Here is a 26,243-nt window from a genome sequence, read left to right on the forward strand (position 1 = left end):
TACTCCTATAGGGCTTGTTCGGTGGGAGATTCGGACCGGCGTGCGGAGGGGCTCGCCGAGCTGCTGATCTCGCCGGTCTCGAGGAATTGTTTCAGCCGCCTCAGGTCGCGCCGGGCCTGGAGATTGGGCTCGCGCTGAAACAATTTGGCAATCCATTCGCCGATCAGTCCGCCCGGCGGATCGTAAGCAAGTGTCGCGCGGACCATCGTTCCGCGGCCCGGCGCGGCATCGAAGAACTCCACCCGGCCGGAATGGCTTATGTCGGACCCTTCGACCGACTGCCAGGCAAGCAGGCGTCCGGGCTCGTCCTCCGTGATCACCGCCTCCCACTCGAAGCTCTTGCCGCCGGGGCCTTTGACCAGCCAGCGGGAGCGGCGATCATCGACGAGATCGATCCTCTCGATATTCTCCATCACGCCGGCAAGATTGGGGAGGTGCCGCCAGAAGGCGTAGATCTCGTCGCGAGGACGGCCGATCGTGACGGTGCGGCCCACGATCGCATCCTCGTCGCGACCTGCCTCCTGCCGCTGCACGTCGTCGTCGCGGGCCGTCGTGGCCGGGGCATCGTCATAGTCTCGCGTGCGATCGTCGCTGGGCATGATTCGGGGCTCCTCGAAATATCGGGCCGGAGGCAAGGTTGGTCCGGAAGGACAGGCAAGGAACCCCGGAAAAAGCGTTCGAGTTCCGAGGCTTCTTATTGATCCAGGTAAGGGCGCATCGGATCCGGACGGATGGTTGGCGACCGGCCGGTGCCGGTGATCCTGGCGCCGGGCGTCAGAAGGGCCAGCCGCCGCAGACGATCGTTCCCACGCGCTTCTCGCGGTTCGCGAGGTGAGCGGTGGCATCATCGAGCCGCGCATAAGCATCGCCATGATCCTCGAGGAACCGGGCGCGCGATCGTTCGTCCGCCCAGATGTCGAGCGTGACGAAATGGCCGGGCGTGTCGCAATCCTCCAGAAGCCGGCTCTCGATGAATCCACCAGCCCTCCGGAACAGCGCCGCCCATTCCCCCGCTTCGCCGTAGATACGGCGAAATTCCTCGCGCTTTTCCTCCCGCACCTGATAGCGCCAGATCACGACGTGCATGGCGGTCTCCTGCAAGCGGAGCGCATATTACGTCATCGGGCCCTCTCCGGTCCAGTCGCCCGGACGGGAGGGAGCTTGTCGCCGTCGAAGAGATGAAGCATCGTCGTCACGCCGGGCAGAAAGAGGCGAAGGTGACGCAGATCGAGGAAAGCTATGTCTGCGGGGCCAGCCAGGCACCCCTGCTGTACAAGACGATCGGCCGGGCGCTGGACGAGGCGGCGGCCGCGCATGGCGATGCGGAAGCATTGATCGTCCTCCATCAGGGCATAAGATGGACCTATGGCGAGTTGAAGATGCGGACCGACCGACTGGCCGCGGGGCTGCTGGCGCTGGGCCTGCTGCCCGGCGACCGGGTCGGCATATGGGCACCCAATGGAGCCGAATGGGTGCTCACCCAGCTTGCCACAGCGAAAGCAGGGCTGATCCTGGTTTCGCTCAATCCGGCCTATCGAACCTCCGAGATCGCGCATGCGCTGAACCTGGTAGGTGTGAGGGCCCTGGTGATCGCCGAGCGCTTCAAGACGAGCGATTATGTGGCCATGCTCGCCGAGGTCGCGCCGGAACTGGAACGGGAGCGGGAAACGAGGCTTTCGCTCGGCGCGTTGCCCGCGCTGGAATGGATCATCCAGATCGGCCGGCCGAGGCTGCGTTCGATGATCGATTTCGCGTCGATCGCCGATGCCGAAACGCCGGAAGGGCTGGAGGCGCTCAGATTGCAGGAAGCGCGCAATTCGCCGGATGATCCGGTCAATATCCAATTCACCAGCGGCACGACCGGCCTCCCCAAGGGCGCGACGCTGACCCATCACAACATCCTCAATAACGGCTATTTCGTGGGCGAGCTGATGGGTTTCGGCGCCGGCGACCGGCTCTGTATTCCCGTGCCGCTCTATCATTGTTTCGGCATGGTGATGGCGGTGCTGAACTGCGTCACCCACGGCGCGGCCATGGTGTTCCCGGCCGACAGTTTCGATCCGGCCGCGGTCCTTCGCGCCGTCGAAGCGGAACGATGCACTGCGCTGTTCGGCGTGCCGACCATGTTCATCGCGGAGCTGGCGGAGGCGGATTTCGCGCAATTCGACCTGACCAGCCTGCGCACCGGCGTCATGGCCGGAGCGCCTTGTCCGGAGCCCGTCATGCGCAGGGTGATGGGCGAGATGCATATGCGGGACGTCGCCATCTGCTACGGCATGACGGAAACGAGCCCGGTCAGCTTCCAGACGCGGCGGGACAGCGGCCTGCAGGCGCGCGTGGGCAGCGTCGGCACGGTCCATCCCTTCATCGAAGCAAAGGTGGTGGGCGAAGACGGGGCGATCCTGAAGCGGGGAGAGACGGGCGAGTTGCTGGTGCGCGGCTACAGCGTCATGCGGGGCTATTGGGCGCAAGCGGACGCGACCGAGGCCGCCATCGACCAGGCGGGCTGGATGCACACCGGCGATCTTGCGACGATCAGCACGAGCGGGGAGGCCCGCATCGTCGGACGGTTGAAGGACATGATCATCCGCGGTGGTGAAAATGTCTATCCGGCGGAGATCGAGAATTTCCTGATCCAGCATCCCGACATCATCGATGTCGCCGTGTTCGGGATAGAGGATGAGAAATATGGCGAGGCGGTCTGCGCCTGGCTACGTACCAGCCGGCCGCTCGACATCGAGGATATCCGCGAACATTGCCGGGGCAAGATCGCCCATTACAAGATCCCCGCCGTCATAAGATGCGTCGAGAGCTTCCCGATGACGGTCACCGGCAAGATCCGCAAAGTCGAGATGCGGGAGATGATGGCGGAGGAAGCGACCCAAGATTGATCGCCGCATCAATCATGCTCGACATCGTTTAGGGCGTCAGGCCCTTGAGGCTGTAGGCGGCCGGGACCCAATCATAGGCCTGGCCTTCTGCACGCAGCCGGCCGATGCCCGGAAAGGCGATATGCGGCGCCGCCACCCAATAGGATTTGTCGGCGGCGTCCCGAAAGGCGGCGGCGCGCTGGCCGATCGCGGCATCCTGGTCCGTGTCGTAGAGGATCGCGATGCCCGGAGCGGCGAATTGGATGTCGGCGACATGAATGAGGTCTCCCCAGAAGTTCATCCGCTCGCCTTTGCTTTCGATCGCATAGACGGCGTGGCCCGGCGTGTGCCCTGGCGTCGGCTCCGCCCGCACGCCCGGAACGATATCGACGGCGTCGGCGAAAGTCCGGAGCTTGCCGGCGTCCTGATAGGGACCGAGCGCGGCGCGCGCGGCGGCGAACAGTCCTTTCATGCCTTCAGGCGCCTTGCGCTCCTCGTCCGGGCTCAGCCAGTGCGCCACCTCCCTCGCATGGGCGTAGATGGTGGCGTTCGGAAACAGGCGTTTGCCCTCCGCCGCAAGGCCTCCGCTATGATCGGAGTGGAGATGGGTGATGAGCACGGCGTCGACCTGGTCCGGCCGATAACCGGCGGCGGCGAGATTGCGGGCGAGCCGGCCGGCGGCGGGCCCGAAGGCGCCGCCCGCGCCGCTATCGACCAGCACCAGCGACGTCCCGGTGTTGACGAGGAAGGCGTTGATCGAGGTTTCCACGGGGAAGGTGAGGAAGCGCCGCTTCGCGAGCCGCTCCAGTTCGGCCGGCGCGATCCGGGTCAGCAACTTGTCCATGGGCTGGTCGGCAATGCCGTCCGACAAGGCCGTCACTTCGAATTCGCCGACCATCATCCGGTAGAATCCCGGCGCCTGGGTGCGATGCGGCGGTGTCTCGGCGGCACTCGGGGCAGCGACGCCGGCGAGCGTCAGGCCTATAGCCGCGAGGACAAATTTCTTCATTTCTCGATGTCTCCAATCCAGGTCGACCCGTAATGAAATCGACATTGCGCAATGTCGAGATGCTGATCGTCGCCTTCCTCGACGCACACACCGCGCGAGACATCTTCCTTCCTTCGCCAAATGCTATAGAGACAGAGGCAAGGGCCGCTCGTAGCTCAACCGGATAGAGTATCGGGCTTCGAACCCGAGGGTTGGGGGTTCGAATCCCTCCGAGCGGGCCATTATCCACGACATTCGATCGAGACACCTCCTTCTCCCGTAGCGGGAGAGGAGGTGTCTCGTCGTGTCATTACTTGACCGGAAAGCCTCGCTTCTTGAGCAAGGCGTTCACATCCGGGTCGCGGCCGCGGAAGGCGCGATAGGCTTCGGCGCGGTCCGTCTCGTTGCCGGTGGCCAGGAGGGTTTCGCGGAAGCGGTCCGCAGTGGCCTTGTCGAACGGATCGCCCGCCTCCTCGAAGGCTGCCCACGTATCCGCGTCCATCGTTTCCGACCAGAGATAGGAATAATAGCCGGCCGAATAGGCGTCGGACGAAAAGAGGTGGCCGAACTGGGGCAGGCGGTGCCGCATCACCAGCTGATCCGGCATGCCGATCTTTGCGAGGGTCTCCCGCTCGAAACTGTCCGGATCGATCGCCCCATTGGGATCCATGTGCAGCATCATGTCGACGATGGCCGAGGACAGATATTCGGTGGTACCGAATCCCTGGTTGAACGTGTCCGCCTTCCTGATCTTGTCGATAAGAGCTTGCGGGATCGGCTGACCGGTCCGGTAATGCTTGGCGAAGCGGCTGAGCACAGGCTGGGTCAGCAGCCAATTCTCGTTCACCTGGCTGGGATATTCGACGAAGTCGCGCGGCGTGCTGCCGAAGCTCGGATATTTCACGTCCACCAGCAGATAATGAATGGCGTGGCCGAATTCGTGGAAGAGAGTTGCGGCATCGTCGAGGCTGATCAGAACCGGCTGGCCGGGCGCGGGCTTCACGAAATTGTTGTTGTTGGAGGCAAGAACGATATCGTCGCCGAGCAGTCGCGCGCGGCTGCGATAGGTGGTCATCCAGGCGCCGGACCTCTTGCCCGAACGTGCATAATCGTCGCGGTAGAAAAGACCGACCTGGCGGCCGTCCTTGCGATCGGTGACCGAATAGACCCGGATGTCCGGATGCCAGACCGGGACCGTCCCGGTGACTTCCTTGAAGTCGAGCCCGTACAGCTCACCGGCTGCCCAATAGGAGGCCTCGATAATATTATCGAGTTCGAAATATGGCTTCACCTCATCCTGGGTGAGGTCGTAGCGCTGCTTGCGGACCTTCTCCTGATAATAGCGATAGTCCCAAGGCTCGATGCTGATCTTGTGACCGAGGCCGTCCGCGATCGCCTGCTGATCCCGGACTTCCTCCTTCACCCGCGCGATGGCGGCCGGCCAGACGCGCATCATCAAGTCCATGGCCTTGGCCGGCGTCTTGGCCATCGTGTCCTGCATCCGCCACTCGGCATGGCTGGCGAAACCCAGCAAGCGGGCGCGGTCCGCACGCAATTTCACGATCCTGGCGATGAGGGCATTGGTATCGTTCGCATCGCCATTGTCGCCGCGGTTGACGAAGGCCCGCCAGACCTTCTCGCGGAGCGCGCGGTCGTCCGCGAAAGTCAGGACCGGATCGACCGCCGAACGGGTGTTGACGATGGCATAGGAGCCGGCGGGAAGATTGCGCTCCCCCGCAGCCGCGGCGGCTGCCGCCTTCACATCGGCCGGCACGCCCTTCATCTCGGCTTCGGTGGCGGCGATGTGGGTCGTCTCGTCCGCGAGCAGCTTCTGGTTGAACTCGGCAAAGGCGGCGGCGAGCTGCTGATTATATTCGGACAATTGCGCCTTGCGCGCCGCGTCCAGATTGGCGCCGCGGCGGACGAAGCTGTCGTAAAGCCTGGTCACCAGCCGCTGCTGGATGGCGTCAAGACCGGACTCAGTGCGGGTCTCGTAAACCTTCTTCACGCGTGCGAACAGCTTCGGATCGAGCGTGATCTCGTCGCTGGCCGCGGACAGCTTCGGCGACCATGTGCGATCGATCGCCTGGATTTCCGGGTTGGCCATATTGCTGGACATGACTCCGAACACGGAAAGGACCCTGTCCAGCCTCTCGCCGACCTTTTCCAGGGCCTCGACCGTATTGGCAAAGGAAGGTGCGGCCGAGTTGTCCGTGATGGCAAGGACTTCGCGCCGTTGTTCGTCGATCGCGAACTGCAAGGCCGCGGGGAAGAGCGCGGGCTCGACCCGATCGAAAGGGGGTATGCCGCCATAGGGCCCACGCCAATCCTCGAGCAGGATATTGTCGGCTTGCCCGGCCGTTACGGTCGCGGCGGCGGCGCTGCCGATATTTGCATCATCCATGACAGGGTAACCGCCCAGCGCCAACGCGGTTGCGGCGGTCAAAAATATTGCTTTCACGCATCATCCTCATGTCTCTGCCCCCGGCCGGACGCGGCCACTTCAATGGCGCCTCCATAAGTTCGGCAGGGGATCGCCTGCAATCGCGCGTATGCAAAGTGCGGGCCCGGCGGCTCAAATAGTTCTTGATGCTTTGGTCGACAACCGTATTATCTTACCAAGACACTGAAAATGTGAACGGCAGAAGCGACATGTTGCATCTGGCGCCACCCTGTATTATCGTTACAATACACTTACCTGTCGGGGGATAGAATGGAGAAGAAATTCGCGCTTCTGGCGGCGTTCGTCGCAATAGGGGCCAGCTGGCCTCTCATGTCGCAGCAGCAGGTGCCGGTCGCTCCGCTGGCGCCGCCGACGACCGCCCAGATCGAGCAGGCGACTGGCCCCGATGTGGCGGCGGCGACGTCGCGAACGCTGGAAGCAAAGGATCTCGAGACCTGGCTCGACGGCTATATTCCGGCCTCGCTGGAGCAAGGCAAGATCGCCGGAGCCGTGATATCCGTCGTCAAGGACGGCCAGCCGATCCTGATCAAGGGTTATGGCGACGCCGACATCGCCTCGGAAAAGCCGATGGACGGCCATCGCAGCCTCGTCCGGATCGGATCGACTTCGAAATTGTTCACCTGGACCGCGGTGATGCAGCTGGTCGAACAGGGCAAGATCGACCTCGATAGAGACGTCAACGCCTATCTCGACTTCAAGATTCCGCACAGGGACGGGCGTCCCGTCACAATGAACGATCTGATGACCCACCGGGGCGGATTCGAGGAGGGTTTGAAGGAGGTCCTGGTCAAGGATGCGTCCAAGAACATCTCGAACGAACAATATCTGAAGGAGCATCCGCGGCCGCGCATCTTTCCGGCCGGCCAGGTTCCGGCTTATTCGAACTATGGCACCTCATTGGCGGGCTATATCGTCGCGCGCGTCTCCGGCGAGTCGTTCGACGATTATGTCGAACGGCACATATTGACGCCGTTGCGCATGACCAACACGACGTTCCGTCAGCCCCTTCCTGATCGCTTGAAGCCGCAGATGTCGAGCGGTTACACAAGCGCTTCGGAAGATCCTTACGGTTTCGAGTTCATCACTACGGCACCTGCCGGCAGCGTCAGCGCGACCGCAGCCGACATGGCCAATTTCATGATCGCGCACCTGCAGCATGGCCAGTTCGGCGGTTCGCGGATCCTGAAGCCGGAGACCGCCCGCTTCATGCACAGTCCGTCGCTCGACAATGGCGCGGGTTTCGACACGATGGCCCACGGCTTCTTCCATGGCGAGCGGAACGGCCGCGTCGTGATCGGCCACGGTGGGGACACGGTCGTCTTCCACACCGACATGAACCTGATCCCCGCGGAGAATGTCGGCTTCTTCATGAGCTTCAACAGCCGGGGTGAAGGCGGCAGCGTCTACGGGGTTCGCGAACGCCTGTTCACCGATTTCATGGATCGTTATTTCCCGGCCCCGGCCGCAAAGGATCCGCCGGCGATTGCGACGGCCAAGGCCCATGCCCAGGAAGCGGCCGGGGGCTATGAAAGCTCCCGGCGCGTCGAATCCGGCTTCATCGGCATGTTCTACGTGCTCCAGCAACAGCAGGTGATCGCCAACGAGGACGGCACGATCAGCCTCGGTTCCTCGCCCCAGGAGAAGTATCGCGAGATCGCGCCTTATGTCTGGCGCGAGATTGGCGGCACCCATCAGCTCAAGCTGACCCAGGTCGCCGGCCGCAAGACGCTTATCGACAGCCGCGATCCGACCTCGGTCATGCAGGCGGTCCCAGCTGGGCGAAGCGCGAATATGAACCTGTTCATCCTGCTCGGTTCCGTGGCTGTCCTGTTGTGGATCCTGCTGGCCTGGCCGATCGGCTGGCGGTTCCGGCGGGCCTATAATGTTGCGCATCCCTTGTCCGGACGGCCGCTGCTGGCGCACAGATTGACGCGCTTCGCAGCGTTGGGCGATTTCGTCTATCTGGGCGGCTGGATCATGCTGCTGCTGCCGTTGACCCGGACGGATCTGGCATTTTACGGCCCCTCGCTCGACCCGGTGCTCCGCCTCCTCCAGATCGGTGCGATCCTGCCGATCGGCGCCGCCGCCGTCGGTTTGTGGAATGCCTGGTTGACGGTCAAATCGGACAGGAAGGTCGGCGCCAAGATCGGAAGCATAGTGATCGCGGCAGCTTTTCTCGGCATCTTGTGGATTTCCTGGCTCGGCAATCTGATCAGCTTCAACGTCAATTATTGAGTTTGAAGAGCGGCCGGTGCGCAGCGACGCCGCCGGCCGCCGATCTTCGGGAAAATCCCAGGCCATGGAAGCGCGGAGCGCTTCCGCCTCAAGCAACCAGGCTCTTGCCGCCCAGCCGAAGTGCCGTCTTCCCATCAATGGCGGCTTTGCTTATCCCGGTCGAAATCGCCCCACGGAGGGGTCGAGCGGAGATAGTCGATGGGGCAAGAGATCGATGCCGTTCCTGTCCGGTGACGGCGAGCTTGCATCGCTGATCCGATCGTTCGATTGGGCGCGCACGCCACTCGGTCCGATCGACCGATGGCCGCAGAGCCTTAAGACCGCGACCAGTATTGTCGTCGCATCGCCGGTGCCGATCGTGATGCTGTGGGGCGAACAGGGCGTGATGATCTACAATGACGCTTATTCCGTCTTCGCCGGCGGACGTCATCCGGGCCTGCTTGGGAGCAATGTCCGCGATGGCTGGCCCGAGGTCGCCGCTTTCAACGACAATGTGATGAAGGTCGGCCTCGCGGGCGGGACGCTCAGCTACGCGGACCACGAACTGACGCTCAACCGGACCGGCCAGCCGGAGCAGGTCTTCATGAACCTCGATTATTCGCCGGTCTATGACGAGGCCGGGCGGCCGGCGGGCGTAATCGCCATCGTGGTCGAGACGACGGCGGTGCGCAACGCCCGCGCCCGGACCGAAGTGCTGGTTCGACTGTCGGACGCACTGCGCGACCTCGACGATCCAGGTGAAATCGCCTTCGCCGCAAGCGGGATCCTCGGCACCGCCATGAATGCGAGCCGGGTCGGCTATGGCACGATCGAACCGGACGGCGAGACATTGCGGGTCGACCATCCCTGGGGAGCGGCGGCAATCGAACCCGGACCCCGCGTGCTGCGGCTTCGGGACTATGGATCGTTCGTGGCCGGGATGCAGCGGGGAGAGACTATCGTGGTGACCGACGTCCGCGAGGACGAGCGGACGCGAGTGGCTGCGGAGGCGCTGGAGCGTCGCGACGCGCGCTCGTTCGTCAATGTCCCTGTAGTCGAACAGGGACAATTGGTCGCCATGCTTTATGTCGCGAATGCAGCGCCGAGACGATGGGCCCCGGATCATCTGGCCCTGATCCGCGAGGTCGCCGAACGTACACGCACCGCCGTGGAGCGTGCGCGGAGCCAGACACGGCTGAGCCGGAGCGAGAAATTATTCCGCTTCCTGGATGCGCTCGGCAAAGCCATCGCCAAGACAGCCGATGCCGACGAGATCATGGCGACGACGACGCGCATGGTGGGCGAGCATCTGGCTGTTTCGATCTGCGCCTATGCCGACATGGATGCCGATCAAGACGGCTTCAACATACGCGGCGATTGGGCGACATCCGGCTCGAAGTCGATCGTCGGCCATTACCGCCTTGCCGATTTCGGCGTCCTTGCGGTGCAGAAGCTGACAGCCGGCCTCCCGCTGATCGTCGGCGATGTCGAGGCGGAACTTTCGCCCGAGGCAGCAGCCACGTTTCGATCGATCGGCATCGCGGCCACGATTTGCATTCCCCTCGTCAAGGAGGGCAGGCTGACCGCATTGATGGCGATCCACGACAAGGCGCCAAGGGCCTGGGCGACGGATGATCTGAACCTGCTCCGCGAAGTGACGGAACGATCCTGGGCGCATGTCGAGCGGGTGGGCGCGGAAGCGGAGCTTCGGGCGAGCGCCGCAGCATTGAGCCTGCTCAACGAGACGCTGGAGCAACGGGTGCAGGAGCGGACCGGGCAGCTTCTGGCTGCCGAGGAGGCGCTGCGCCAGTCGCAGAAGATGGAGGCGGTCGGGCAACTGACCGGCGGCCTCGCCCATGATTTCAACAATCTGCTGGCCGGGATCGGCGGCAGTCTGGAGATGATCCGGATGCGGATTGCCCAGGCACGCCCTGATGCGGTGGAGCGATATCTGTCCGCGGCCCAGGGGGCGGTGAAGCGCGCGGCGGCCCTGACGCACCGCTTGCTAGCCTTTTCCAGGCGGCAGACGCTCGACCCCAGACCAACCGACATCAATCGGCTCGTGGCGGATATGGAAGAGCTGGTGCGGCGGACGATGGGACCGGGGATCGACGTCGAGGTGCGCGACGCAAAGGCCCTATGGGCAACGCTGGTGGATCCCAACCAGCTGGAAAATGCGATGCTCAATCTTTGCATCAACGCGCGGGACGCCATGCCGGACGGCGGCGGCCTGACGATCGAGACCAGCAATATTTCGATAAAGGACGACGAGGCGCGCGCGATCGAACTGCCGCCTGGCGACTATGTCGCGCTCAAGGTCGTCGACACCGGATCCGGCATGAGCCCGGAGGTCGCCGCCAAGGCCTTCGATCCCTTCTTCACGACCAAGCCGCTGGGAGAAGGCACCGGTCTTGGCCTGTCGATGATTTACGGCTTTGCCCGCCAATCGGGCGGGCATGTCTGGATCGAGAGCATTTCAGGCGAGGGGACCAGCGTAACGATCCTGCTGCCCCGCCACGATGCCGAGATCCCGGCCGAGGGCAAAGACGAAACACGCGGCCCCACCTTCCCCGCCGGCGACGGGGAGGTGGTGCTGGTGATCGATGACGAGCCTACCATCCGCATGCTGGTCGGCGAGGTGCTGGCGGAGGCAGGCTATGCGGCCATCGAGGCCGCGGATGGCCCGACCGGCCTCCAGATCCTGAAATCGGATGCGCGGATCGATCTTCTCATCACCGACGTGGGCCTGCCCGGTGGCCTGAACGGCCGTCAGGTCGCCGACGCAGCGCGTGTCGCGCGACCGGACCTGAAAATATTGTTCATCACCGGCTATGCGGAGAATCAGGTCGTCCGCAACGGCCGGCTCGATCCCGGCATGTCGCTGATCACCAAGCCTTTCCAGATGGAAGATCTGGCGCGCAAGATAAAGGAGGCGATGGAGGAAGAGCCGCAGAAGTGCTGATCGAGCTTTCGCCTCGCAACGTGCCGCCACGGCCCATATCCGGTCCCGGTGCCAGCCCCGGTGGACGCGTCAGGCCGGTTCGGTGGCCCGCATCTTCGCGATCTTGTCCCGCCAGACGAGTGGCGCCAGATGGTGCACGCTTTCGCCTCTGGCATCGACCGCGACCGTGACCGGCATGTCCTGGACCTCGAATTCGTAGATCGCCTCCATGCCCAGATCCTCGAAAGCCAGAACCTTTGCATCCTTGATCGCCCGCGCGACCAGATAGGCCGCACCCCCGACCGCCATCAGATAGGCGGCGCCGTGCCGGCGGATCGCTTCGATGGCGACCGGCCCGCGCTCGGCCTTGCCGACCATGGCGATGAGGCCGGTATCGGCGAGCATCATTTCGGTGAAGCCGTCCATCCGCGTGGCGGTGGTAGGCCCGGCCGGACCCACCACCTCGCCGGCGACGGGATCGACCGGGCCGACATAATAAATGACGCGGCCGGCGAAGCTGACGGGGAGGGGCTCGCCAGCGGCGAGCAGGCTGCGAATCCGCTGGTGGGCGGCATCGCGCCCCGTCAGCATCCGGCCATTGAGGAGGAGACGGTCGCCCGGCTGCCAGGCTGCAATCTCCTCCTTCGTGAGCGTATCGAGGTCGACGCGCTTCGATTCCTTCGAGGGTTGCCATGCGACGTTCGGCCAGTCGGCGAGCTTCGGAGATTCCAGATAAGCCGGCCCGTTTCCGGTCAGAGTGAAATGGGCGTGGCGGGTCGCGGCGCAATTCGGGATCATTGCGATCGGCTTGGAAGCGGCGTGTGTCGGCCAGGTTTCGATCTTCACGTCGAGCACCGTCGTCAGGCCTCCGAGGCCCTGGGCGCCGATTCCAAGCGCGTTCACCTCATCATGGAGTTTGACGCGCAGCTCCTCGACGGGATCGGCTGGGCCGCGCGCCTTCAGTTCCGCCATGTCGATCGGATCCATCAGCGATTTCTTGGCGAGCAACATGGCCTGTTCCGCAGTGCCGCCGATGCCGATCCCCAGCATGCCGGGCGGGCACCAGCCGGCTCCCATCTTCGGAACGGTCTCGAGAACCCAGTCGATGATCGATTCGGACGGGTTGAGCATGGCGAACTTGGCCTTGTTCTCAGACCCTCCCCCCTTGGCGGCGACAATGATGTCGACCTTGTCGCCCGGCACCATTTCGACGTGGAGGACCGAGGGCGTATTGTCCTTCGTGTTGCGGCGCGCGAAGGCCGGATCATCGACGATGGAGGCGCGGAGCCGGTTTTCCGGATGGAGGTAGGCGCGGCGCACGCCTTCGTCGACCACCTGCTGGAGGCTTCTGTCGCTCTCCAGCAGGCAGGCCTGTCCCCATTTCACGAAAATGGTGACGATGCCCGTATCCTGGCAGATCGGCCGGTGGCCCTCGGCGCACATGCGGCTGTTGGTCAGAATCTGCGCGATCGCATCCTTGGCGGCAGGCGATTCCTCCTTTTCATACGCCGCTCCGAGCGCTCGAATATAATCCATCGGGTGGAAATAGCTGATGAATTGCAGCGCATCGGCAATGCTTTCGACGAGATCCGATTCGCGAATGATGGGCATCGAGGAGTGTCTCCGGAAGGCAGGTTCGCGCCCTCTATCAGCAAGGTGCGGCCATTCCAATTCGGGCGGCGAGCGGAGTCAGGAGGGGCTGGACGAGACAGGGCGAATCAAGGTTAATGAGGCGTTATCCATGAACGAGCGCCAAGAATCCGCGCGCAGGAGGAAAGATGAAGGTGTTGGGGATCTTCGTGCTTGCCGCCGGATCTCTTCTGGGCAGCGCGACGCCGCCTCCTGCGCTGCTGGACTATGATCTAGCGGGCTTGAAGGAATGGACCATGCCCTGCAGAGACCGGCCGTCGGTACGGTGCGAGGTGCTGGCGGGAGACGGCGAGTTGGAATCCGGTGCATCGGCGATCGCGGCCATTCCGGTGCTGGCGATCCAGCCGGTCCCCGACGGCGCCGACGACCGCGTGACAATGCGTGCGGCCAAGCTTGCATCCGCGGGGAAGGGGGCAGGGCCGGCGCCGGACCGCCCGCCCGCACCTGCACCGTCCCCGCCGCAGGATCCGGCCTATGTTCCCGACACTCCCATCATATCGGGCGTGCGCGTGCTTGTTTCGATCCCGGCCCAGAAGGCGTTCGTGTTCGAGAATGGCGCTTTGGTCGCGACATCGCCAGTGTCGACCGGCAAGCGCGGCCATGACACGCCGGTGGGCACGTTCCGCATCCTGCAGAAGAAGGTGCGCCACCGTTCAAACCTCTACAGCAATGCGCCCATGCCCTTCATGCAGAGGCTGACCAATGACGGCATCGCCCTCCACGCCGGCGACCTGCCAGGCTATCCCGCATCTCATGGCTGCATCCGGATGCCGTGGAGCTTCGCCAAGAAGCTTTATGCAATGACGGATTTCCAGACGATGGTAACCGTCACCGACGAGCATCCTCGCAGCGACGAAGAGGCGTTGGAACTCATTTAGGGCAGCGCTGCAAGCGGCGATATCGCGCTGGCCTTCGTCCCGGCCGTCAAGGCCGTTCGGGCCGATCGACGAATTCAATCAGGCGGACGCCTTTGTCATTGAGACGAAAGGCGATCCTGGCGAGGCACTTATAGTCTGCGCCGACGGGTTCGATGACCCTGACCGCCTTGCCCTTCGCCCATTCCTCGGCCCGCGCGTTCAATTCGGAATCCGACAAGATACGGTCGGCGAGCTGGACCCTGCATTTGCCGCGGACCGCCCGGACGACGATTTCGTCCGCCTCGGGCTCCGGCAGCCTTGGGGCAGGCTCTGCTAGGAGCAAGGCCATTGCTGCGACCTGGAAGATCATCGTTCAACCATGTCGATGACAGGCCGCCGCGACAAGAGCAGATTGCGACGAAGCGAACTCCGCGTGCACACCAACGCCAATCAAATCACAATATATTCAAATATCCTTCCTGCCGGTGCTTGACATTCGACTCGGCAAAGACGGAGATCGCCTGATCAGAAACATGGCGCAAAGCCAGAAGGGGAGGGATGCGGATGCGATCCAGATTGGTGGCAGGGCTTGCGCTGCTTGCAGCGGCGGCCGGCGCGGTGATTGCGCAGGTTCCGACAGAAGGGCCGGACGAGGCGGCCAAGGCCAAGGAAGTCGCCGAAGCGCCGGCTGTGCCGGAGACGGCGGTGCTGGACAAGAAGGATGTCGACGCCTGGCTGGACGGATTGATGCCGGCCTCCCTGGAGCGCGGCGATATCGCCGGAGCGGTGGTGCTCGTGGTGAAGGACGGACAGATCCTGACCCAGAAGGGTTATGGCTATGCCGACGTCGAGGCCAAGAAGAAGATGGACCCGGCAACGACGCTGTTCCGTCCCGGATCGATGTCGAAACTGTTCACCTGGACCTCGGTCATGCAGCTCGTCGAGCAAGGCAAGATCGATCTGGACGCAGACGTGAACCAATATCTGGATTTCAAGATTCCGCCTTATGAAGGCAAGCCGATGACCATGCGGCAGATCATGAGCCATGTTGCCGGCTTCGAGGAGGCATCCGGCGGCTTGATGGTCGATTCCGCCGACGAGGTTCCTCCGCTCGGCGAGAAATTGAAGAGCTGGATTCCGAAGCGGATCTTCGCGCCCGGGACGACGCCGGCTTATTCCAATTATGCCACTGGCCTTGCCGGCTATGTCGTCCAGCGCGTGAGCGGCGAGTCGTTCGAGGATTATACGGAGAATCATATCTTCAAGCCGCTCGGCATGTCGCAGACGACCTTCCGGCAACCGCTGCCGGCCAATCTGCAGCCCCATATGTCCAAGGGATATATGCGCGGATCGGGCAAACCGGTTCCGTTCGAGTTCGTCACCTTGCCACCGGCGGGCTCTGCGACGACAAGCGCGCCTGACGTCGCCAAGTTCATGATTTCCCACCTCAACAACGCCCAGGGGCTGCTGCGTCCGGAAACCGCCCGGATGATGCACAATTCGCCTTTCCAGGTCTTTCCGGAAGCCGCCTCCATGTCGCTGGGCTGGATCGAGGTCCGTAACCACAGCCGGCCGATCATTTCCCACGGAGGGGACACCTTGTTGTTCCATACCGGCATGGCGCTCATCCCGAGCGAGAATGTCGGCTTGGTCGTGAATGTGAACAGCACCGGCCAGCAGGGTGCGGGATCGCTCCGCGGGATCTTGCTCAGCGAGTTCATGAAGCGATATTTCACGAAGGATCCGGCACCGGCGGCGCCGACCAACAGGGAGCAGGCGCTTGCCGACGCGCGCAAGATAGAAGGTACTTATATCGCGAGCCGGCGCACCGATTCAGGGCTGCGCAAAGCCGGCCATTTCTTCTCCCAGAGCCAGGTCGAAACCGACGAGGACGGAGCGATCCTTTCCGACGACGGCCGTGAGAAGTGGGTGCATATCGGACCGCTGCTGTGGCGCAACGACAAGAGCAACGAGATCATGAGCGCCAAGGAGGAAGGCGGCAAGGTGACGATGTTCGCGCGCGGCTTCCCGGCTTCCGCGCAGATGCGCGTGGGCTGGTACGAGAATATTTCCTGGTTCCGCCCGGCGCTGATTGCGAGCCTGATCGTCCTGCTATTGGCGGCGATCGCCTGGCCGCTGGGGGCCGTGCAACGGCGCTATTATGGCGCGAACCTGCCTCAGATAGCGAAGCGGACGCGGGATGTGCAGCGCAGCACGGCCGGCCTGGCGGCCGCAACGCTGGTGCTGATCGGCATCTGGCTGAGCGTGATCATGAGCCTGAGGGTAGGGCTGCTGAGCGGCAGCATCTATCTGCTCCAGATCGCGACGATCGTCGTCATCCCCGGGCTGTTCCTGTTCGCCCTGTGGAGATTGTGGCTGGCGATACAAAGCAGGCAGCGGGTGTCGATCGCATGGAGCCTCGCAATCGCCCTGGCGGCGTTCATCGTCCTGTGGGGAGCTCTTGTCTTCCACCTCATCTTCATCGGTCTCAGCCAATAGAACAGGCCTTCGATCCAGGAGAGAAAGGCGGAGAAAGTCTTCCTTTCTTTCCTGGCGGGAAGCATGGATCACGGCCCAAGCCGGCGTTACCCGGAGGCAAAACGGACGCCTCGCCGCGACAAAGGGGAAGCACGGCGAGGCGCCGCGGGCCGGATCGCATCCGGCCCTCACCGACAGGGGACGTCAGCTTGATCTAATATAGTGAATTGGCGATCAATTTTAAGATCGGCCGGGTTCGGCGGTCTTGATCATCAGACAAGCTCGGTCCCGGTCGAATCCTGTATTCTGTCTAGAGGCCGCGGCTATCATAAGCCCATTGCAGCAAGGCCTGGCGTTGGCGAGGACGGCAGAAGGGATTGCCGGGCTCGCAATTCCTGACGATCTGGGCGATGTGACGGCGAAAGGCCCGCCAGCGCGCGATCTGCCGCGCATCCTCCTCCCCCATGCGGCGGCCCGAATAATAACGGCAATACCATTGGAACCAGCCACGGGGATCGTCGGGATGTATCCATCCCTTGGCGCGCCAGACGGCAAGCGGGGTGCCGGCCCGCACGCCGAAATGGTTGAGCGCGCAATCGGGCGGGCCATCGGCGAGCTTCGCCGTCGCGAACCAGCTTTCCGGGAATTCGTCGCGACAATCGGTCATATATTTGCCGCAGAAGACGCCGAGGGCCAGCATCTCTTTGGGTGTCAGTTCGGGGTCGAAGCCGGCCGCGAAGTTGCTGCCGGCAGGTTCCGAGCGGACGTAGCGATAATCCTGCTGCATCCGATCATCGACAATGACCATCAGGTCCTTCGCTTGCGGCACCGCCTGTCCTTCGAAATGGTTGGCGAGACAAACGCGCGCAGGCGCCCTTCAGAGTCAATTCAAACCGAGCGACGCCCTCAAAAACGCATCGCTGCGGGCAAGCATGTCGATGCGAGCATCGGAATCCTCGAGATAATGATCGAGTTTCGGATATTCGACATATTGGGAATTCGCCCCGGCATCCTTGAGCCTGTCGGCCATGACCCGGGAATGATAGACGCCGACATTGCGATCATAGCTGCCATGGAACATCAGCACCGGCGCCTTGATATCACCGGCATGCCGCGCGGGAGAGCCTTGCTCGATATGCGGGCCGTCGCCGACATAGGCACCGACCACACGATAATCGGACCAGATCTGCCGTTCCTCCTTCAGCATGTTGAGATCCGTCACAGGGGCGACTGCGATGACCGCCTTGAAGAGCCCAGGTTCCGCGACCGCCGATTGCAGGGCGGCATAACCGCCATAAGACCATCCCAGGATCGCCAACTTTCCCGGGTCAACGCCTTCGGAGATCAGCCATCGGCCACCATCGTCAATATCGCCGATCGCCGTCTTCCAATTCTGGAATCCGTTCTTTCGGAACCAGGTATCCCCATAGCCGGCGGAGCCGCGGAAATTGGGCTGGAGGACGGCAAATCCGCGGGCGGCGAAATATTGCGAGAGCCAGTCAAAGCCCCATTCGTCCCGCGCCTCCGGTCCGCCATGAGGGAGGACGAGAGCGGGGAGGCCCCGGGCGCTCGTCTTGCCGGGCGGAAGCGTGAGATAGGCGGGGATCATGGTCCCGTCGGCAGCCCGATAGGTCATCGCCTTGACCGGCGCGAGCTGGGCATTTTCCAGTTCCGCGCGCGCATCGAACAGCGGACGCAGCTGCTTGGCGACGCGATCGAACAGATAATAGCGACCGGGATTGGTGTCGCTTCCGGCCCAGATCAGCAGCTTCTTTTCATCGACGGTGGAATCGACGAAACGGATGAGCGGCAGATCCGGAATGGCCTTGGCGAGCGATGTGGCCAGCTTGTCCAGCTCCGGATCGAAATAAAGGGCCTCACGCCGATCCGTTGCATAAGTGACGCCAATGACCCGTCCGCGCCGCCCGATATGGACGAAGCCGTCGACATCGACGTCGGGGTGCGCGAACACCAGTTCCTGTTTCAACGAGCCGTCCAGCGCAACCTTATAGGCGGCGCGCCGTCCATCGAGCTTTTGCAGGCCGTAGGCCACGTCGAGATCGGGATCGACCGCGTAGGGATTGAAGCTGGTTTCCGCTTCGGTGACGATGCTGAGTGGCTTCCAATCGCGAGAATCCGACGTGCGATAGGCGTAACGCGTCTCGCCACGCTGATAGCCGCTTGCATTGATCGGGGTCGTGCCCTGGATCCGTACCTTGCCTCGGCCATCGGCTATGAACTCGGCAATGGCGTTTTTCGGCCGTTCGACCGGGGTGGTGGAGAGGTTGCGCGTATCGACCTTGACGACGCCGATGCCATCGTCGGTCTGCGCGAGATGGGTGGCGGTGGACGTTTCGGGAACGAACTCCCGCATCATCAGGACCTTGCCGTCCTCGTCCGGAAGCCAGTCTATCACCCGGCCGCCGAACAATTTGTAGCCGAGCGCCTGGCCGGCACCGCCCCTATCGAAGAGCATCTTCATGTTCTTGCCGTCGGCGTCGACGGCAATCAGTCGGGAGATATAAGCGGGATGTCCGCCTTCGATCTGCGTGATGCCATAGACGTTGCATACCAGCCGGGCGGCGGCGACCCATTTGCAATAGCCCAGCCTTTCCGGATCGCCTTCGGCCCGGAGGATCAATGCGGGTTTGGCACTTCCATCGAGAGGTACGACGTAGAGACCGCTTCCCTGTCCCTTGGTCGGCTGCAGATATGCAAGAAGGGCGCCGTCGGGCGAAAGGCTCGCATGCTCGATCGTGGCCCGCGCGCCGAATTTCTTCGCCTCTTCATTATCCGCCGAAGCGACGGACGGCAGAACCAACAGAGCAAGACAAATCGAAGTTCTGAAAAGCATGGTCCCCCCGGATCAAGCGAAGTGCTGATGATGAGAGCCTGACAAGATCGAGCCGTCCATGCAATGGAGCCCTATCCGGATTGGACGAAATGTTGCATCCACAATGGATGTAAATCGACGATCAGGGAGCGACGCGCTCCGGCCTGCCCGGCGCATTCGATCCGGGGCAGCATCCCGGACGGCGTCGCCCTCCTCACCCTGAAGCACGTGTCCCTGCGCGCACCTCGTCCAAGGCTGCGGCGAGGTCGGCCTGGCGGAAGGGTTTGGCGAGGCGCTTCAAATCGCTGGCGATGCCGTCGACCTCCGCATAGCCGGAGACGATGAGCACGGGGAGGTGGGGTTTCTGCTTGCCGAGCAGGCGGGCAAGTTCGACCCCGGTCATGCCGGGCATGAGATGGTCGGTCACCACGACATCCGGCACCGGACCATCCTTCAGCTTACGGATCGCCTTGCGGGCATTGTCCGCCTGGACCACCTCATATCCCAGATCGACGAGCATTTCGCATGTGCTGGAACGGACCAGATCGTCGTCGTCGACCAGCAATATCCTGCCACTCGCCGCAACAGGAGGCGGCGCGCCGGCGGTGGCGGGGAGCGTGGCGGCCGCTTCGTCGGCGCAGGGAAGCCAGAGCGTGATGGTCGTGCCTGAACCGGGCTGGCTCTGCATCTCCAGACCGCCGCCCAGCTGAGCGGCCAGACCATGAACCATCGAGAGGCCAAGCCCGGTGCCGCGGCCGAGCCCCTTGGTGGAGAAAAAAGGCTCGACGCTGCGCGCAAGCGTCGCTTCGTCCATGCCTACACCGGTGTCCGCAACCCACAACCGGACGTAGCGGCCGGGAGCAAGGCCTCTTCCATTGTCCGCCTCGAGATTGCCGGAGGCGGCGCCGATGGCCAGGATACCGCCGGTAGGCATGGCGTCGCGCGCGTTCACGGCCAGGTTCAGAAGAGCCATTTCGAGCTGGTTGGCATCGGCCCTGGCCGGTGCCAGGCCGGGTTCGACATCGATGTCGAGCTTGAGCCCCGGGCCTAGCGTCGACGCCAGCAGGTCGCTCATCCCTTCGACCAGATCGGCGACGTCCACGGCCGTCGTCTGGAGAGGCTGGCGGCGGGCGAAGGCGAGCAGACGCTGGACCAGGGTCTTCGCGCGCTCGGCCGAGGTCAGTGCGCCTTCGATCAGCCGGTGCATCCGGGGATCCGTTTCGGTGCGACGCTGGAGCAGATCGAGACTGCCGATGATCGGGCTGAGCAGATTGTTGAAATCGTGGGCGACGCCGCCGGTCAGCTGGCCCATCGCCTCCATCTTCTGGCTCTGGCGAAGCGCCTCCTGCGTCCGCGCCAGATCTTCGGCGGCCTCGCGTTCACGCGTCACATCGCGACCGCTGGCATAGATGTAATCGCCTTCGCGGGCCGCGCGCCAGGATATCCAGCGCCAGGACCCGTCCCTGTGCCGATAGCGGTTCTGATAGCTTTCCAGGACATCGCCAGACCTGGAGAAGGCGGCGATCGTAGTGTCCGCATCCTCCGGATGGATGAAGTCCCGGAAACTGCGCCCCAATGTTTCGGAGGCGTCGAAGCCGAGCAGCGCCGTCCATGCCGGATTGACCGCCTCGAGCAAGCCGTCGCGGGCGAGCGTGATGAGGACGTCCTGCGTATTGCGCCAGGCCCGATCCCGCTCGGCCGTGCGTTCCGCGACCCGTTGCTCGAGCGTCTCGTTCATCGCCACGAGCAGGGCTTCGGCCTCCTTCTGCTCGGTGACGTCGATCATGATGCCGTCCCACACCCGCCCCCTGCCCGGAATGTCGCGAGGCGCCGAAATGATCCGCGCCCAGCGGCGCGCGCCGTCGGCCCGATGGAAGCGGACCTGGAAATCGAACGGGCTGCCCTTCGCCTTTGCTTCATCCTCGACCCTGGCCAGAGCCTCACGGTCTTCCGGATCGAACATGGCATAGGCCTTGGCCGCATCGTCGAGGAAGCGCTCCGCCGGATAGCCGGTCAGCTTCTGGCAACTTTGCGACACGAACAGGAAGCGTCCGTCCCGATCGGGCCCGCTGGCGAGCTGATAGACCATTCCGCCGGGAAGATTGTCCGTGAGGGCGCGCAGGCGCGCCTCATTCTCCGCAATGGCAGCTTCGGTCTCGTGGCGTTCGGTGACGTCGATCGTGACCGCAAGCACGCCATAGGGTTCGCCGGACGGCTTGCGGATGACCGACACCGAATTGTTGACCCAGACGAGCGAGCCATCCGGCCGGACATATCTTTTTTCGTGCGTATAGGGCGCGCCCTCCGCGACCGCGCGGTCGAACATGGCGACGTTGCGTGGGAGATCGTCCGGATGGGTGATCTCCTGCATCCTCAATTTCAGGAGCTCGGCCCGGCTGCGGCCGGCAATCTCGCAGAAGCGGTCGTTGACCAGGGTGAAGGTGCCTTCGAGATCGACCTGGGCGAAGCCGGCGGTCGCCTGCTCCACGAACGCGGAAAGCTGTATCTCCTGCGCCGCCAAGGCCTCCTCGCTGGCGCGGACTCCGGTGGCAATGTGCATCGCCGCCCCGACCAGGGCCAGGGTCATGATCGGCGCGAACAGCGCGAAGCCGAAGGCGGCATTGTAGATGCCGAGGCCCGACCCGAGCAGGATCAGAAAGCCAAGCAGGACCGGAAGGACGAAGGCGATGGCGAGGAGCTGGCGCAGCAGGGCCTGGGCGGCGGGCGAATAAGCAAAGCCGTGCAGCCAGCCTTCGCGCGCCCTCGTCATCAGGGCGGCCGCGGCGGCGATCAGCAATCCCACAGCGGTGTGAACGGCGATGGCGGTATAGAAGCCTAGAGCCCAGAAGGCCTCTGCGCCGAAAGCATAGCCCGCGACGGCGAGGAAGGCGAGAAAAGCCGCGAGGCTGGCCAGCAGATGGGCGCCGATAATGAAGCGTCGATGCCGGACGACGGCCAGGCAGATGATCGCGCTTCCGAGCGCCACCCAGGCCGCCGCGGTCAGCGGAGACATGCGCCCCGGATGCCCCGAGCCGGTCAGCAGGCCGCGATCGGCCACGTACAGCTCATCAATGCCCATGTTCCGGCCGGCCGCATATTCGATCAGCGTCATGGCCCCGACGAGGACGGCGGAGCTGCCGAACAGGAGAGCGAGGCGGACCCTGGCGCGGTCCCCATATCCCGCAAATCCGATGCCGGCGCCGACCAGCACGAAGCCGATGGCCGTGTTCACCTTCATCGTCGACAGGCCCGGGAGCAACGACTTCAGCGCTTCGATTTCGAGGGACCAGCCGAGCAGGACCAGCAGACCGAGCAGAACGAGCAGGCCGCAGCAGAGAAGCCGGATCTTCCCAACCGTCATCGGCAACCTTTCATTGTCATCGTCGGGATCAATGCCCGACCATGGACGGGCCGCCCACCGTCCGCAATGGGGAAGGGCGGCATGTCGTGCAGGGGCGGTGCCCAATCGAATCGCCGCCGCGCGTCGGGGCGCATGAATGCGCAACACTTATGGGGCATTGATCTCATTGTTCCAAAGAAACTGGGCAGAGAGGACAGCATAAGTCGGACAGTATCAAGTCTCTGTCCACATTCTATCCACATATTTCCATGTTGCGGGAAGAACAGGCCTATTATTCGATTGACAAACCGGACTGGCTGGTGCATAGAAACCCACGATGCCGCTCAGTGCGGTCGGGGCTGCTCCTTCCGGGGGCGGCCCTTTTCGTTTCGGTCGCCGCGACTTCCCCCGCCGGCGACCGTCCCCGACACCGACATCCCACGCAAAGTTCAGACCCTGTGCTGCAAAGCGGCGGGCAACTGACGCGTATCTTATTTGGGAGCGGAGCCAGGAGCGAAGCCTCGCCCGGGAACGGATCGAGACGGACAAGGCGATGGCGTCTTCGATGATGCTGCTGGCGGCCAAGATCGACGGGATGAAGAGCTGATGTGCGACCGCACCGACGCAATGCGCGCCGTGCGGGAGGCGGCCTGCACACTCTCGGCCGCCTGCCTTGGCATCGAGACCAGCTTGTTGCCCGATGGCTGCATTTCGAGATCGCTGCCGATGCCACCGAAGGAATTTGGCGATTTGCTGAAGCGCCTCGATCAACGCACCTTCAACCAGACGTGAAGGCTCGGCGTGAGTTCGACCCGTAGCCCGTGATCGGGCGCATGCCCATTCTCCCCATAGCAGGAAAATCATGCAGATCAGTCAGCAAGGACTCGACCTTATCAAGCGCTTCGAAGGACTGAAGCTCCATTCCTACCTCTGCCCGGCCAATGTCTGGACGATCGGATATGGTTCGACGGGGTCGCATGTCGGGGAAGGAATGGCGATCGGCGCGGCCGAAGCCGAGGCGCTCTTGCGGAAGGATCTGGCGCGTATCGAACGGGCCGTCGAAGCGGCTGCGCGGGGGGCAAAGCAGTCCGAGTTCGACGCCCTGGTCAGCTTCGCCTTCAACGTCGGCACCGGAGCGTTCAGGAGGTCCACACTTTTGAAGCGCCACAATGAGGGCGATCAACAAGGTGCGGCCGACCAATTTCCGCGCTGGAACAAGGTGGGCAGACTGGTCTTGCCGGGCCTTACCCGGCGTCGCGCCGCTGAGCGCGCGCTCTATCTGTCATGAGACTTCCGTCCTGGTCCGCGAGGGATTGGCGGGCTTTCATCGCCTTATGGGCCTCCATCCTGGGCGCCGCCGTGCTGACCGGATTTTCGATCTGGGTGGTGGCGATCCTTCGCGCCTTGCCCCTTACGGCCTCGACCGCACCTTTGATCATCGGGGCGCTGGCGAACAGCAATTATGCATTGCTCGGGATCGTGGGCGCCATCCTGCTTTCGCTGGGTCTGGCCATCAACCGGCGAACATTGAAGCTGACGAGAGAGGGGTTCGAGGCGAGCGGCGGGGAGGCCGACATCGGAGCGCGATCGAAGGAGACGGGATGATAGAAAGAATATTCGCGCCGGCCGCAATGAAGATCGCCGCCGGGCTGCAACTGCTGTCGTTGGCTGCAATCGCTTTTCTTTGGCTCGCCAATGCCGGTGAAGCCCACCGGGCCGACAAATGGCAGGCAAATGCCCGCGCGGAAGCCGCCGCCCACCGGCTGAGCATAGCCGAGGTGGAGAGGGTTCGCGCGGACCAACAGGCGAAGGACATCGAGCATGTCCGCCAAGTCGAACAAGCACAGGTCCGGATTTCAGAAGAGGTTTCCAATGAGTATCAGCATGCGCTCGCCGATCTTCGCCGTCGCTATGATTCAGTCCGCCTGCAATTTGGAACGTCCGCAATTGATCAAGGTGATCGCAGAGGATCGGATCTGCCCAACGTTTCCAAGGCCGCCAGCGGATCTTATGAAACCGCCCCGCTCGGTGACAATGTTTTCAACTGCGAGGCAAATACAATTCAACTCCAGTCGCTCATCGACTGGGTTAATAATCAAATAGACTTGCCGCAATAGTGTTTAGAAAAACACTCTCAGATCGACGTGTATTTTCCTACATTACGTCGACATTTAATCTATTTCGCGTAAACAGAATATCGGTTTGATGTAGGGGCAGGCTATTTAAAGCGAATCTTGGCTCAATGCCTGACCCAGAGAGAAGGGCTTTCCACATCAGAATAAATCTATTTGGAAGGCTGTATGCCATAAACCCCATGTTATAGAACCTATTAAATATATTCTCCCATTCAGGGTTGTCCGAAACACTCGCCTCAACTTCGATGGCTAGACGATCTGAAAATAAGGAAATGTTATCGAGTATTTGAGAAACAACCGGAACCTCTCCGCCCTCGATGTCAATTTTAATGAGAGTCACTTTGGATAGTTCGTCGGCAGAAAGAATATCCGTCAGAGGGAGTGCCTTTACGCGATCGGTAGCGGGTTGACCTCGATCAGCCCTTGTTGTGGTGTGTCCGATATTTGTAGCCGGTCCTTCATACAAAGTGACTTCTCCGGGCTCGGCAGCGGCGGCGATATTTACTACGCGCACGTTACCAAGACGGTTTGCTTCGACGTGTCGTTCTACCACGGCAGCGAGCTTTGGCAGGGCCTCAATTGAAATGACCCGACCTGTCGGACCAACTAGCTTCGAAAGAAGTAACGTATAGTATCCAATGTTCGCTCCAACATCGACTACTGTATCACCTTCTCGAACTATTTCCTCAAATGTCCGGGAGACGTTTGGCTCCCATGTTCGAAAGTGAATGATCGTAGATTGAACAACATCACGAGCATTACAGTTCAGCTGTGCCCCAAAATAGGTGGTAACCGTGTGATTCGGCCAAAGGTGCATGAGAAAGCGGTTGTAGAGGCGAAGCGCCAGCTGTCTCCCAAAAGGTAGTCGGCGGAAAATCTTTATGGGCAGGCTCGGAGCGGGCTGGTAGGTCACAATGGCGCGGCATAGCAAAGCCCGTTTGAGTTGTCTGCGTTAGAAAACCGGCCCCTATGCGGAAACGATCAAACCTCACGTAGGTGATCCTGAATTTAGGTCTCGATCGCTAACCCTTTCGCGGATTCACTCGGTTTACAATCCCGATCTTGAGCCGGGTCCGCCTGAGGTATGCTCCGGTTGACGCGTTCGGCGAGGCGGCGGGCGAGTTCGGCGGCCGCTTCGGCTTCGGCTACGAGCCCTTCGGCCACGGCGGGGTTGGTCCAGGCGCAATGTTCGAGACCGATGGGCTGCACGAATTTGGCACCGATCTCGCCATTGTCGCGCCAGACGATTCGGGCGTCGACGCTTCCCACGCCGGGCACGTCCAGGGAGACCAGGCTGCCGACGAGAAGCACTGCGTCGCATCTGGCGCGGAAGCCCTGAGGGGAGAAATCCACGACGTCGACCTGCACCACGAAGCGTTCGTGCGGACGAAGCCGCGCCGGTTGCTCCACCGGATACCGAATGTAATGACGCCGTTCGATCGCCATGCCGTTCCTGCTCCTTCCAGTCTGGCC

The 26,243-nt window shown here is 62.7% G+C and carries 20 protein-coding genes and 1 tRNA gene; 10 read left to right on the forward strand and 11 right to left on the reverse strand.

Features of this window, described 5'->3' with window-relative positions:
* Nucleotides 1-5: 5 nt before the first annotated feature.
* Complete coding sequence (locus RQX22_RS15085; protein ID WP_315727384.1) at nt 6-599, reverse strand: SRPBCC family protein; 594 nt, start codon at nt 597-599, stop codon at nt 6-8.
* 175 nt (nt 600-774) lie between these two features.
* Nucleotides 775-1,086, reverse strand: a complete 312-nt coding sequence (locus RQX22_RS15090) for an antibiotic biosynthesis monooxygenase (RefSeq protein WP_315727385.1) — start codon at nt 1,084-1,086, stop codon at nt 775-777.
* Nucleotides 1,087-1,178: 92 nt separating this feature from the next.
* Here RQX22_RS15090 and RQX22_RS15095 point away from each other — a divergent pair, with 92 nt between their 5' ends.
* Nucleotides 1,179-2,891: an AMP-binding protein gene (locus RQX22_RS15095; protein ID WP_315727386.1), complete on the forward strand. Its 1,713-nt coding sequence runs from the start codon at nt 1,179-1,181 to the stop codon at nt 2,889-2,891.
* A gap of 28 nt (nt 2,892-2,919) precedes the next feature.
* On the opposite strand, the gene RQX22_RS15100 is transcribed toward RQX22_RS15095, so the two are convergent.
* Nucleotides 2,920-3,879, reverse strand: coding sequence for an MBL fold metallo-hydrolase (locus RQX22_RS15100; RefSeq protein WP_315727387.1), 960 nt, complete (start codon nt 3,877-3,879; stop codon nt 2,920-2,922).
* Nucleotides 3,880-4,023: 144 nt separating this feature from the next.
* On the opposite strand from RQX22_RS15100, the gene RQX22_RS15105 reads away from it, so the two are divergent.
* Nucleotides 4,024-4,100 (forward strand) — tRNA-Arg (locus RQX22_RS15105).
* 68 nt (nt 4,101-4,168) lie between these two features.
* Here the strand turns inward: RQX22_RS15105 and RQX22_RS15110 are convergent.
* Nucleotides 4,169-6,319 carry a M3 family metallopeptidase gene (locus tag RQX22_RS15110; RefSeq protein ID WP_315727388.1) on the reverse strand — a complete coding sequence of 717 codons (2,151 nt, stop codon included), beginning with the start codon at nt 6,317-6,319 and terminating at the stop codon, nt 4,169-4,171.
* Between the two features lie 252 nt (nt 6,320-6,571).
* Between RQX22_RS15110 and RQX22_RS15115 the strand changes: the two genes are divergently transcribed.
* Both RQX22_RS15115 and RQX22_RS15120 read left to right on the forward strand, forming a co-directional pair.
* Entirely contained in the window at nt 6,572-8,557 is a 1,986-nt protein-coding gene (locus tag RQX22_RS15115; protein WP_315727389.1) for a serine hydrolase domain-containing protein, read from the forward strand.
* A 214-nt stretch (nt 8,558-8,771) separates the two neighbouring features.
* The gene (locus RQX22_RS15120; RefSeq protein WP_315727390.1) at nt 8,772-11,498 is read left to right on the forward strand and encodes a GAF domain-containing protein; all 2,727 of its coding nucleotides are present in this window, start codon (nt 8,772-8,774) and stop codon (nt 11,496-11,498) included.
* A 69-nt stretch (nt 11,499-11,567) separates the two neighbouring features.
* Here RQX22_RS15120 and RQX22_RS15125 read toward each other — a convergent pair whose 3' ends face one another.
* On the reverse strand, nt 11,568-13,088 hold the full coding sequence (locus RQX22_RS15125) for a fumarate hydratase (protein WP_315727391.1): 1,521 nt from the start codon (nt 13,086-13,088) through the stop codon (nt 11,568-11,570).
* Nucleotides 13,089-13,255: 167 nt separating this feature from the next.
* Here RQX22_RS15125 and RQX22_RS19355 point away from each other — a divergent pair, with 167 nt between their 5' ends.
* The gene (locus RQX22_RS19355) at nt 13,256-14,005 is read left to right on the forward strand and encodes a L,D-transpeptidase family protein (RefSeq protein WP_410001647.1); all 750 of its coding nucleotides are present in this window, start codon (nt 13,256-13,258) and stop codon (nt 14,003-14,005) included.
* A 46-nt stretch (nt 14,006-14,051) separates the two neighbouring features.
* Here RQX22_RS19355 and RQX22_RS15135 read toward each other — a convergent pair whose 3' ends face one another.
* A complete protein-coding gene (locus RQX22_RS15135; RefSeq protein ID WP_315727392.1) occupies nt 14,052-14,354 on the reverse strand; it encodes a hypothetical protein in 303 nt (100 codons plus the stop codon).
* A gap of 194 nt (nt 14,355-14,548) precedes the next feature.
* Here RQX22_RS15135 and RQX22_RS15140 point away from each other — a divergent pair, with 194 nt between their 5' ends.
* Entirely contained in the window at nt 14,549-16,483 is a 1,935-nt protein-coding gene (locus RQX22_RS15140; RefSeq protein ID WP_315727393.1) for a serine hydrolase domain-containing protein, read from the forward strand.
* 289 nt (nt 16,484-16,772) lie between these two features.
* On the opposite strand, the gene RQX22_RS15145 is transcribed toward RQX22_RS15140, so the two are convergent.
* The 3 genes from RQX22_RS15145 to RQX22_RS15155 all read right to left on the reverse strand — a co-directional run bounded on the left by RQX22_RS15145 (nt 16,773) and on the right by RQX22_RS15155 (nt 22,656).
* A complete protein-coding gene (locus RQX22_RS15145) occupies nt 16,773-17,291 on the reverse strand; it encodes a hypothetical protein (protein WP_315727394.1) in 519 nt (172 codons plus the stop codon).
* Between the two features lie 54 nt (nt 17,292-17,345).
* Nucleotides 17,346-19,283: an alpha/beta hydrolase family protein gene (locus RQX22_RS15150; RefSeq protein WP_315727395.1), complete on the reverse strand. Its 1,938-nt coding sequence runs from the start codon at nt 19,281-19,283 to the stop codon at nt 17,346-17,348.
* A 226-nt stretch (nt 19,284-19,509) separates the two neighbouring features.
* Nucleotides 19,510-22,656: a hybrid sensor histidine kinase/response regulator gene (locus RQX22_RS15155; RefSeq protein ID WP_315727396.1), complete on the reverse strand. Its 3,147-nt coding sequence runs from the start codon at nt 22,654-22,656 to the stop codon at nt 19,510-19,512.
* Nucleotides 22,657-23,241: 585 nt separating this feature from the next.
* Between RQX22_RS15155 and RQX22_RS15160 the strand changes: the two genes are divergently transcribed.
* The 4 genes from RQX22_RS15160 to RQX22_RS15175 all read left to right on the forward strand — a co-directional run bounded on the left by RQX22_RS15160 (nt 23,242) and on the right by RQX22_RS15175 (nt 24,752).
* Complete coding sequence (locus RQX22_RS15160; RefSeq protein WP_315727397.1) at nt 23,242-23,427, forward strand: hypothetical protein; 186 nt, start codon at nt 23,242-23,244, stop codon at nt 23,425-23,427.
* A 70-nt stretch (nt 23,428-23,497) separates the two neighbouring features.
* A complete protein-coding gene (locus tag RQX22_RS15165) occupies nt 23,498-23,923 on the forward strand; it encodes a lysozyme (protein WP_315727398.1) in 426 nt (141 codons plus the stop codon).
* A complete protein-coding gene (locus tag RQX22_RS15170) occupies nt 23,920-24,240 on the forward strand; it encodes a hypothetical protein (RefSeq protein ID WP_315727399.1) in 321 nt (106 codons plus the stop codon). The genes RQX22_RS15165 and RQX22_RS15170 overlap by 4 nt, the downstream gene beginning before the upstream one ends.
* Complete coding sequence (locus RQX22_RS15175; protein ID WP_315727400.1) at nt 24,237-24,752, forward strand: hypothetical protein; 516 nt, start codon at nt 24,237-24,239, stop codon at nt 24,750-24,752. Before RQX22_RS15170 ends, RQX22_RS15175 begins: the two co-directional genes overlap by 4 nt.
* 37 nt (nt 24,753-24,789) lie before the next feature.
* On the opposite strand, the gene RQX22_RS15180 is transcribed toward RQX22_RS15175, so the two are convergent.
* Together RQX22_RS15180 and RQX22_RS15185 are read right to left on the reverse strand one after the other, a co-directional pair.
* A complete protein-coding gene (locus RQX22_RS15180; RefSeq protein WP_315727401.1) occupies nt 24,790-25,683 on the reverse strand; it encodes an FkbM family methyltransferase in 894 nt (297 codons plus the stop codon).
* Nucleotides 25,684-25,778: 95 nt separating this feature from the next.
* Nucleotides 25,779-26,216: a PilZ domain-containing protein gene (locus tag RQX22_RS15185; protein ID WP_315727402.1), complete on the reverse strand. Its 438-nt coding sequence runs from the start codon at nt 26,214-26,216 to the stop codon at nt 25,779-25,781.
* Nucleotides 26,217-26,243 lie beyond the last annotated feature (27 nt).

The sequence above is a fragment of the Sphingosinicella rhizophila genome, assembly GCF_032378825.1.
Lineage (GTDB): Bacteria > Pseudomonadota > Alphaproteobacteria > Sphingomonadales > Sphingomonadaceae > Allosphingosinicella > Allosphingosinicella rhizophila.

Bases quoted from the DNA above. Each gene is read 5' to 3' on its own strand.
- RQX22_RS15085 (WP_315727384.1), bottom strand. From the start codon at position 599: ATGCCCAGCGACGATCGCACGCGAGACTATGACGATGCCCCGGCCACG.
- RQX22_RS15090 (WP_315727385.1), bottom strand. From the start codon at position 1,086: ATGCACGTCGTGATCTGGCGCTATCAGGTGCGGGAGGAAAAGCGCGAG.
- RQX22_RS15095 (WP_315727386.1), top strand. From the start codon at position 1,179: ATGAAGCATCGTCGTCACGCCGGGCAGAAAGAGGCGAAGGTGACGCAG.
- RQX22_RS15100 (WP_315727387.1), bottom strand. From the start codon at position 3,879: ATGAAGAAATTTGTCCTCGCGGCTATAGGCCTGACGCTCGCCGGCGTC.
- RQX22_RS15115 (WP_315727389.1), top strand. From the start codon at position 6,572: ATGGAGAAGAAATTCGCGCTTCTGGCGGCGTTCGTCGCAATAGGGGCC.
- RQX22_RS15120 (WP_315727390.1), top strand. From the start codon at position 8,772: ATGCCGTTCCTGTCCGGTGACGGCGAGCTTGCATCGCTGATCCGATCG.
- RQX22_RS15125 (WP_315727391.1), bottom strand. From the start codon at position 13,088: ATGCCCATCATTCGCGAATCGGATCTCGTCGAAAGCATTGCCGATGCG.
- RQX22_RS19355 (WP_410001647.1), top strand. From the start codon at position 13,256: ATGAAGGTGTTGGGGATCTTCGTGCTTGCCGCCGGATCTCTTCTGGGC.
- RQX22_RS15135 (WP_315727392.1), bottom strand. From the start codon at position 14,354: ATGATCTTCCAGGTCGCAGCAATGGCCTTGCTCCTAGCAGAGCCTGCC.
- RQX22_RS15140 (WP_315727393.1), top strand. From the start codon at position 14,549: ATGCGATCCAGATTGGTGGCAGGGCTTGCGCTGCTTGCAGCGGCGGCC.
- RQX22_RS15155 (WP_315727396.1), bottom strand. From the start codon at position 22,656: ATGACGGTTGGGAAGATCCGGCTTCTCTGCTGCGGCCTGCTCGTTCTG.
- RQX22_RS15160 (WP_315727397.1), top strand. From the start codon at position 23,242: ATGTGCGACCGCACCGACGCAATGCGCGCCGTGCGGGAGGCGGCCTGC.
- RQX22_RS15165 (WP_315727398.1), top strand. From the start codon at position 23,498: ATGCAGATCAGTCAGCAAGGACTCGACCTTATCAAGCGCTTCGAAGGA.
- RQX22_RS15170 (WP_315727399.1), top strand. From the start codon at position 23,920: ATGAGACTTCCGTCCTGGTCCGCGAGGGATTGGCGGGCTTTCATCGCC.
- RQX22_RS15175 (WP_315727400.1), top strand. From the start codon at position 24,237: ATGATAGAAAGAATATTCGCGCCGGCCGCAATGAAGATCGCCGCCGGG.
- RQX22_RS15185 (WP_315727402.1), bottom strand. From the start codon at position 26,216: ATGGCGATCGAACGGCGTCATTACATTCGGTATCCGGTGGAGCAACCG.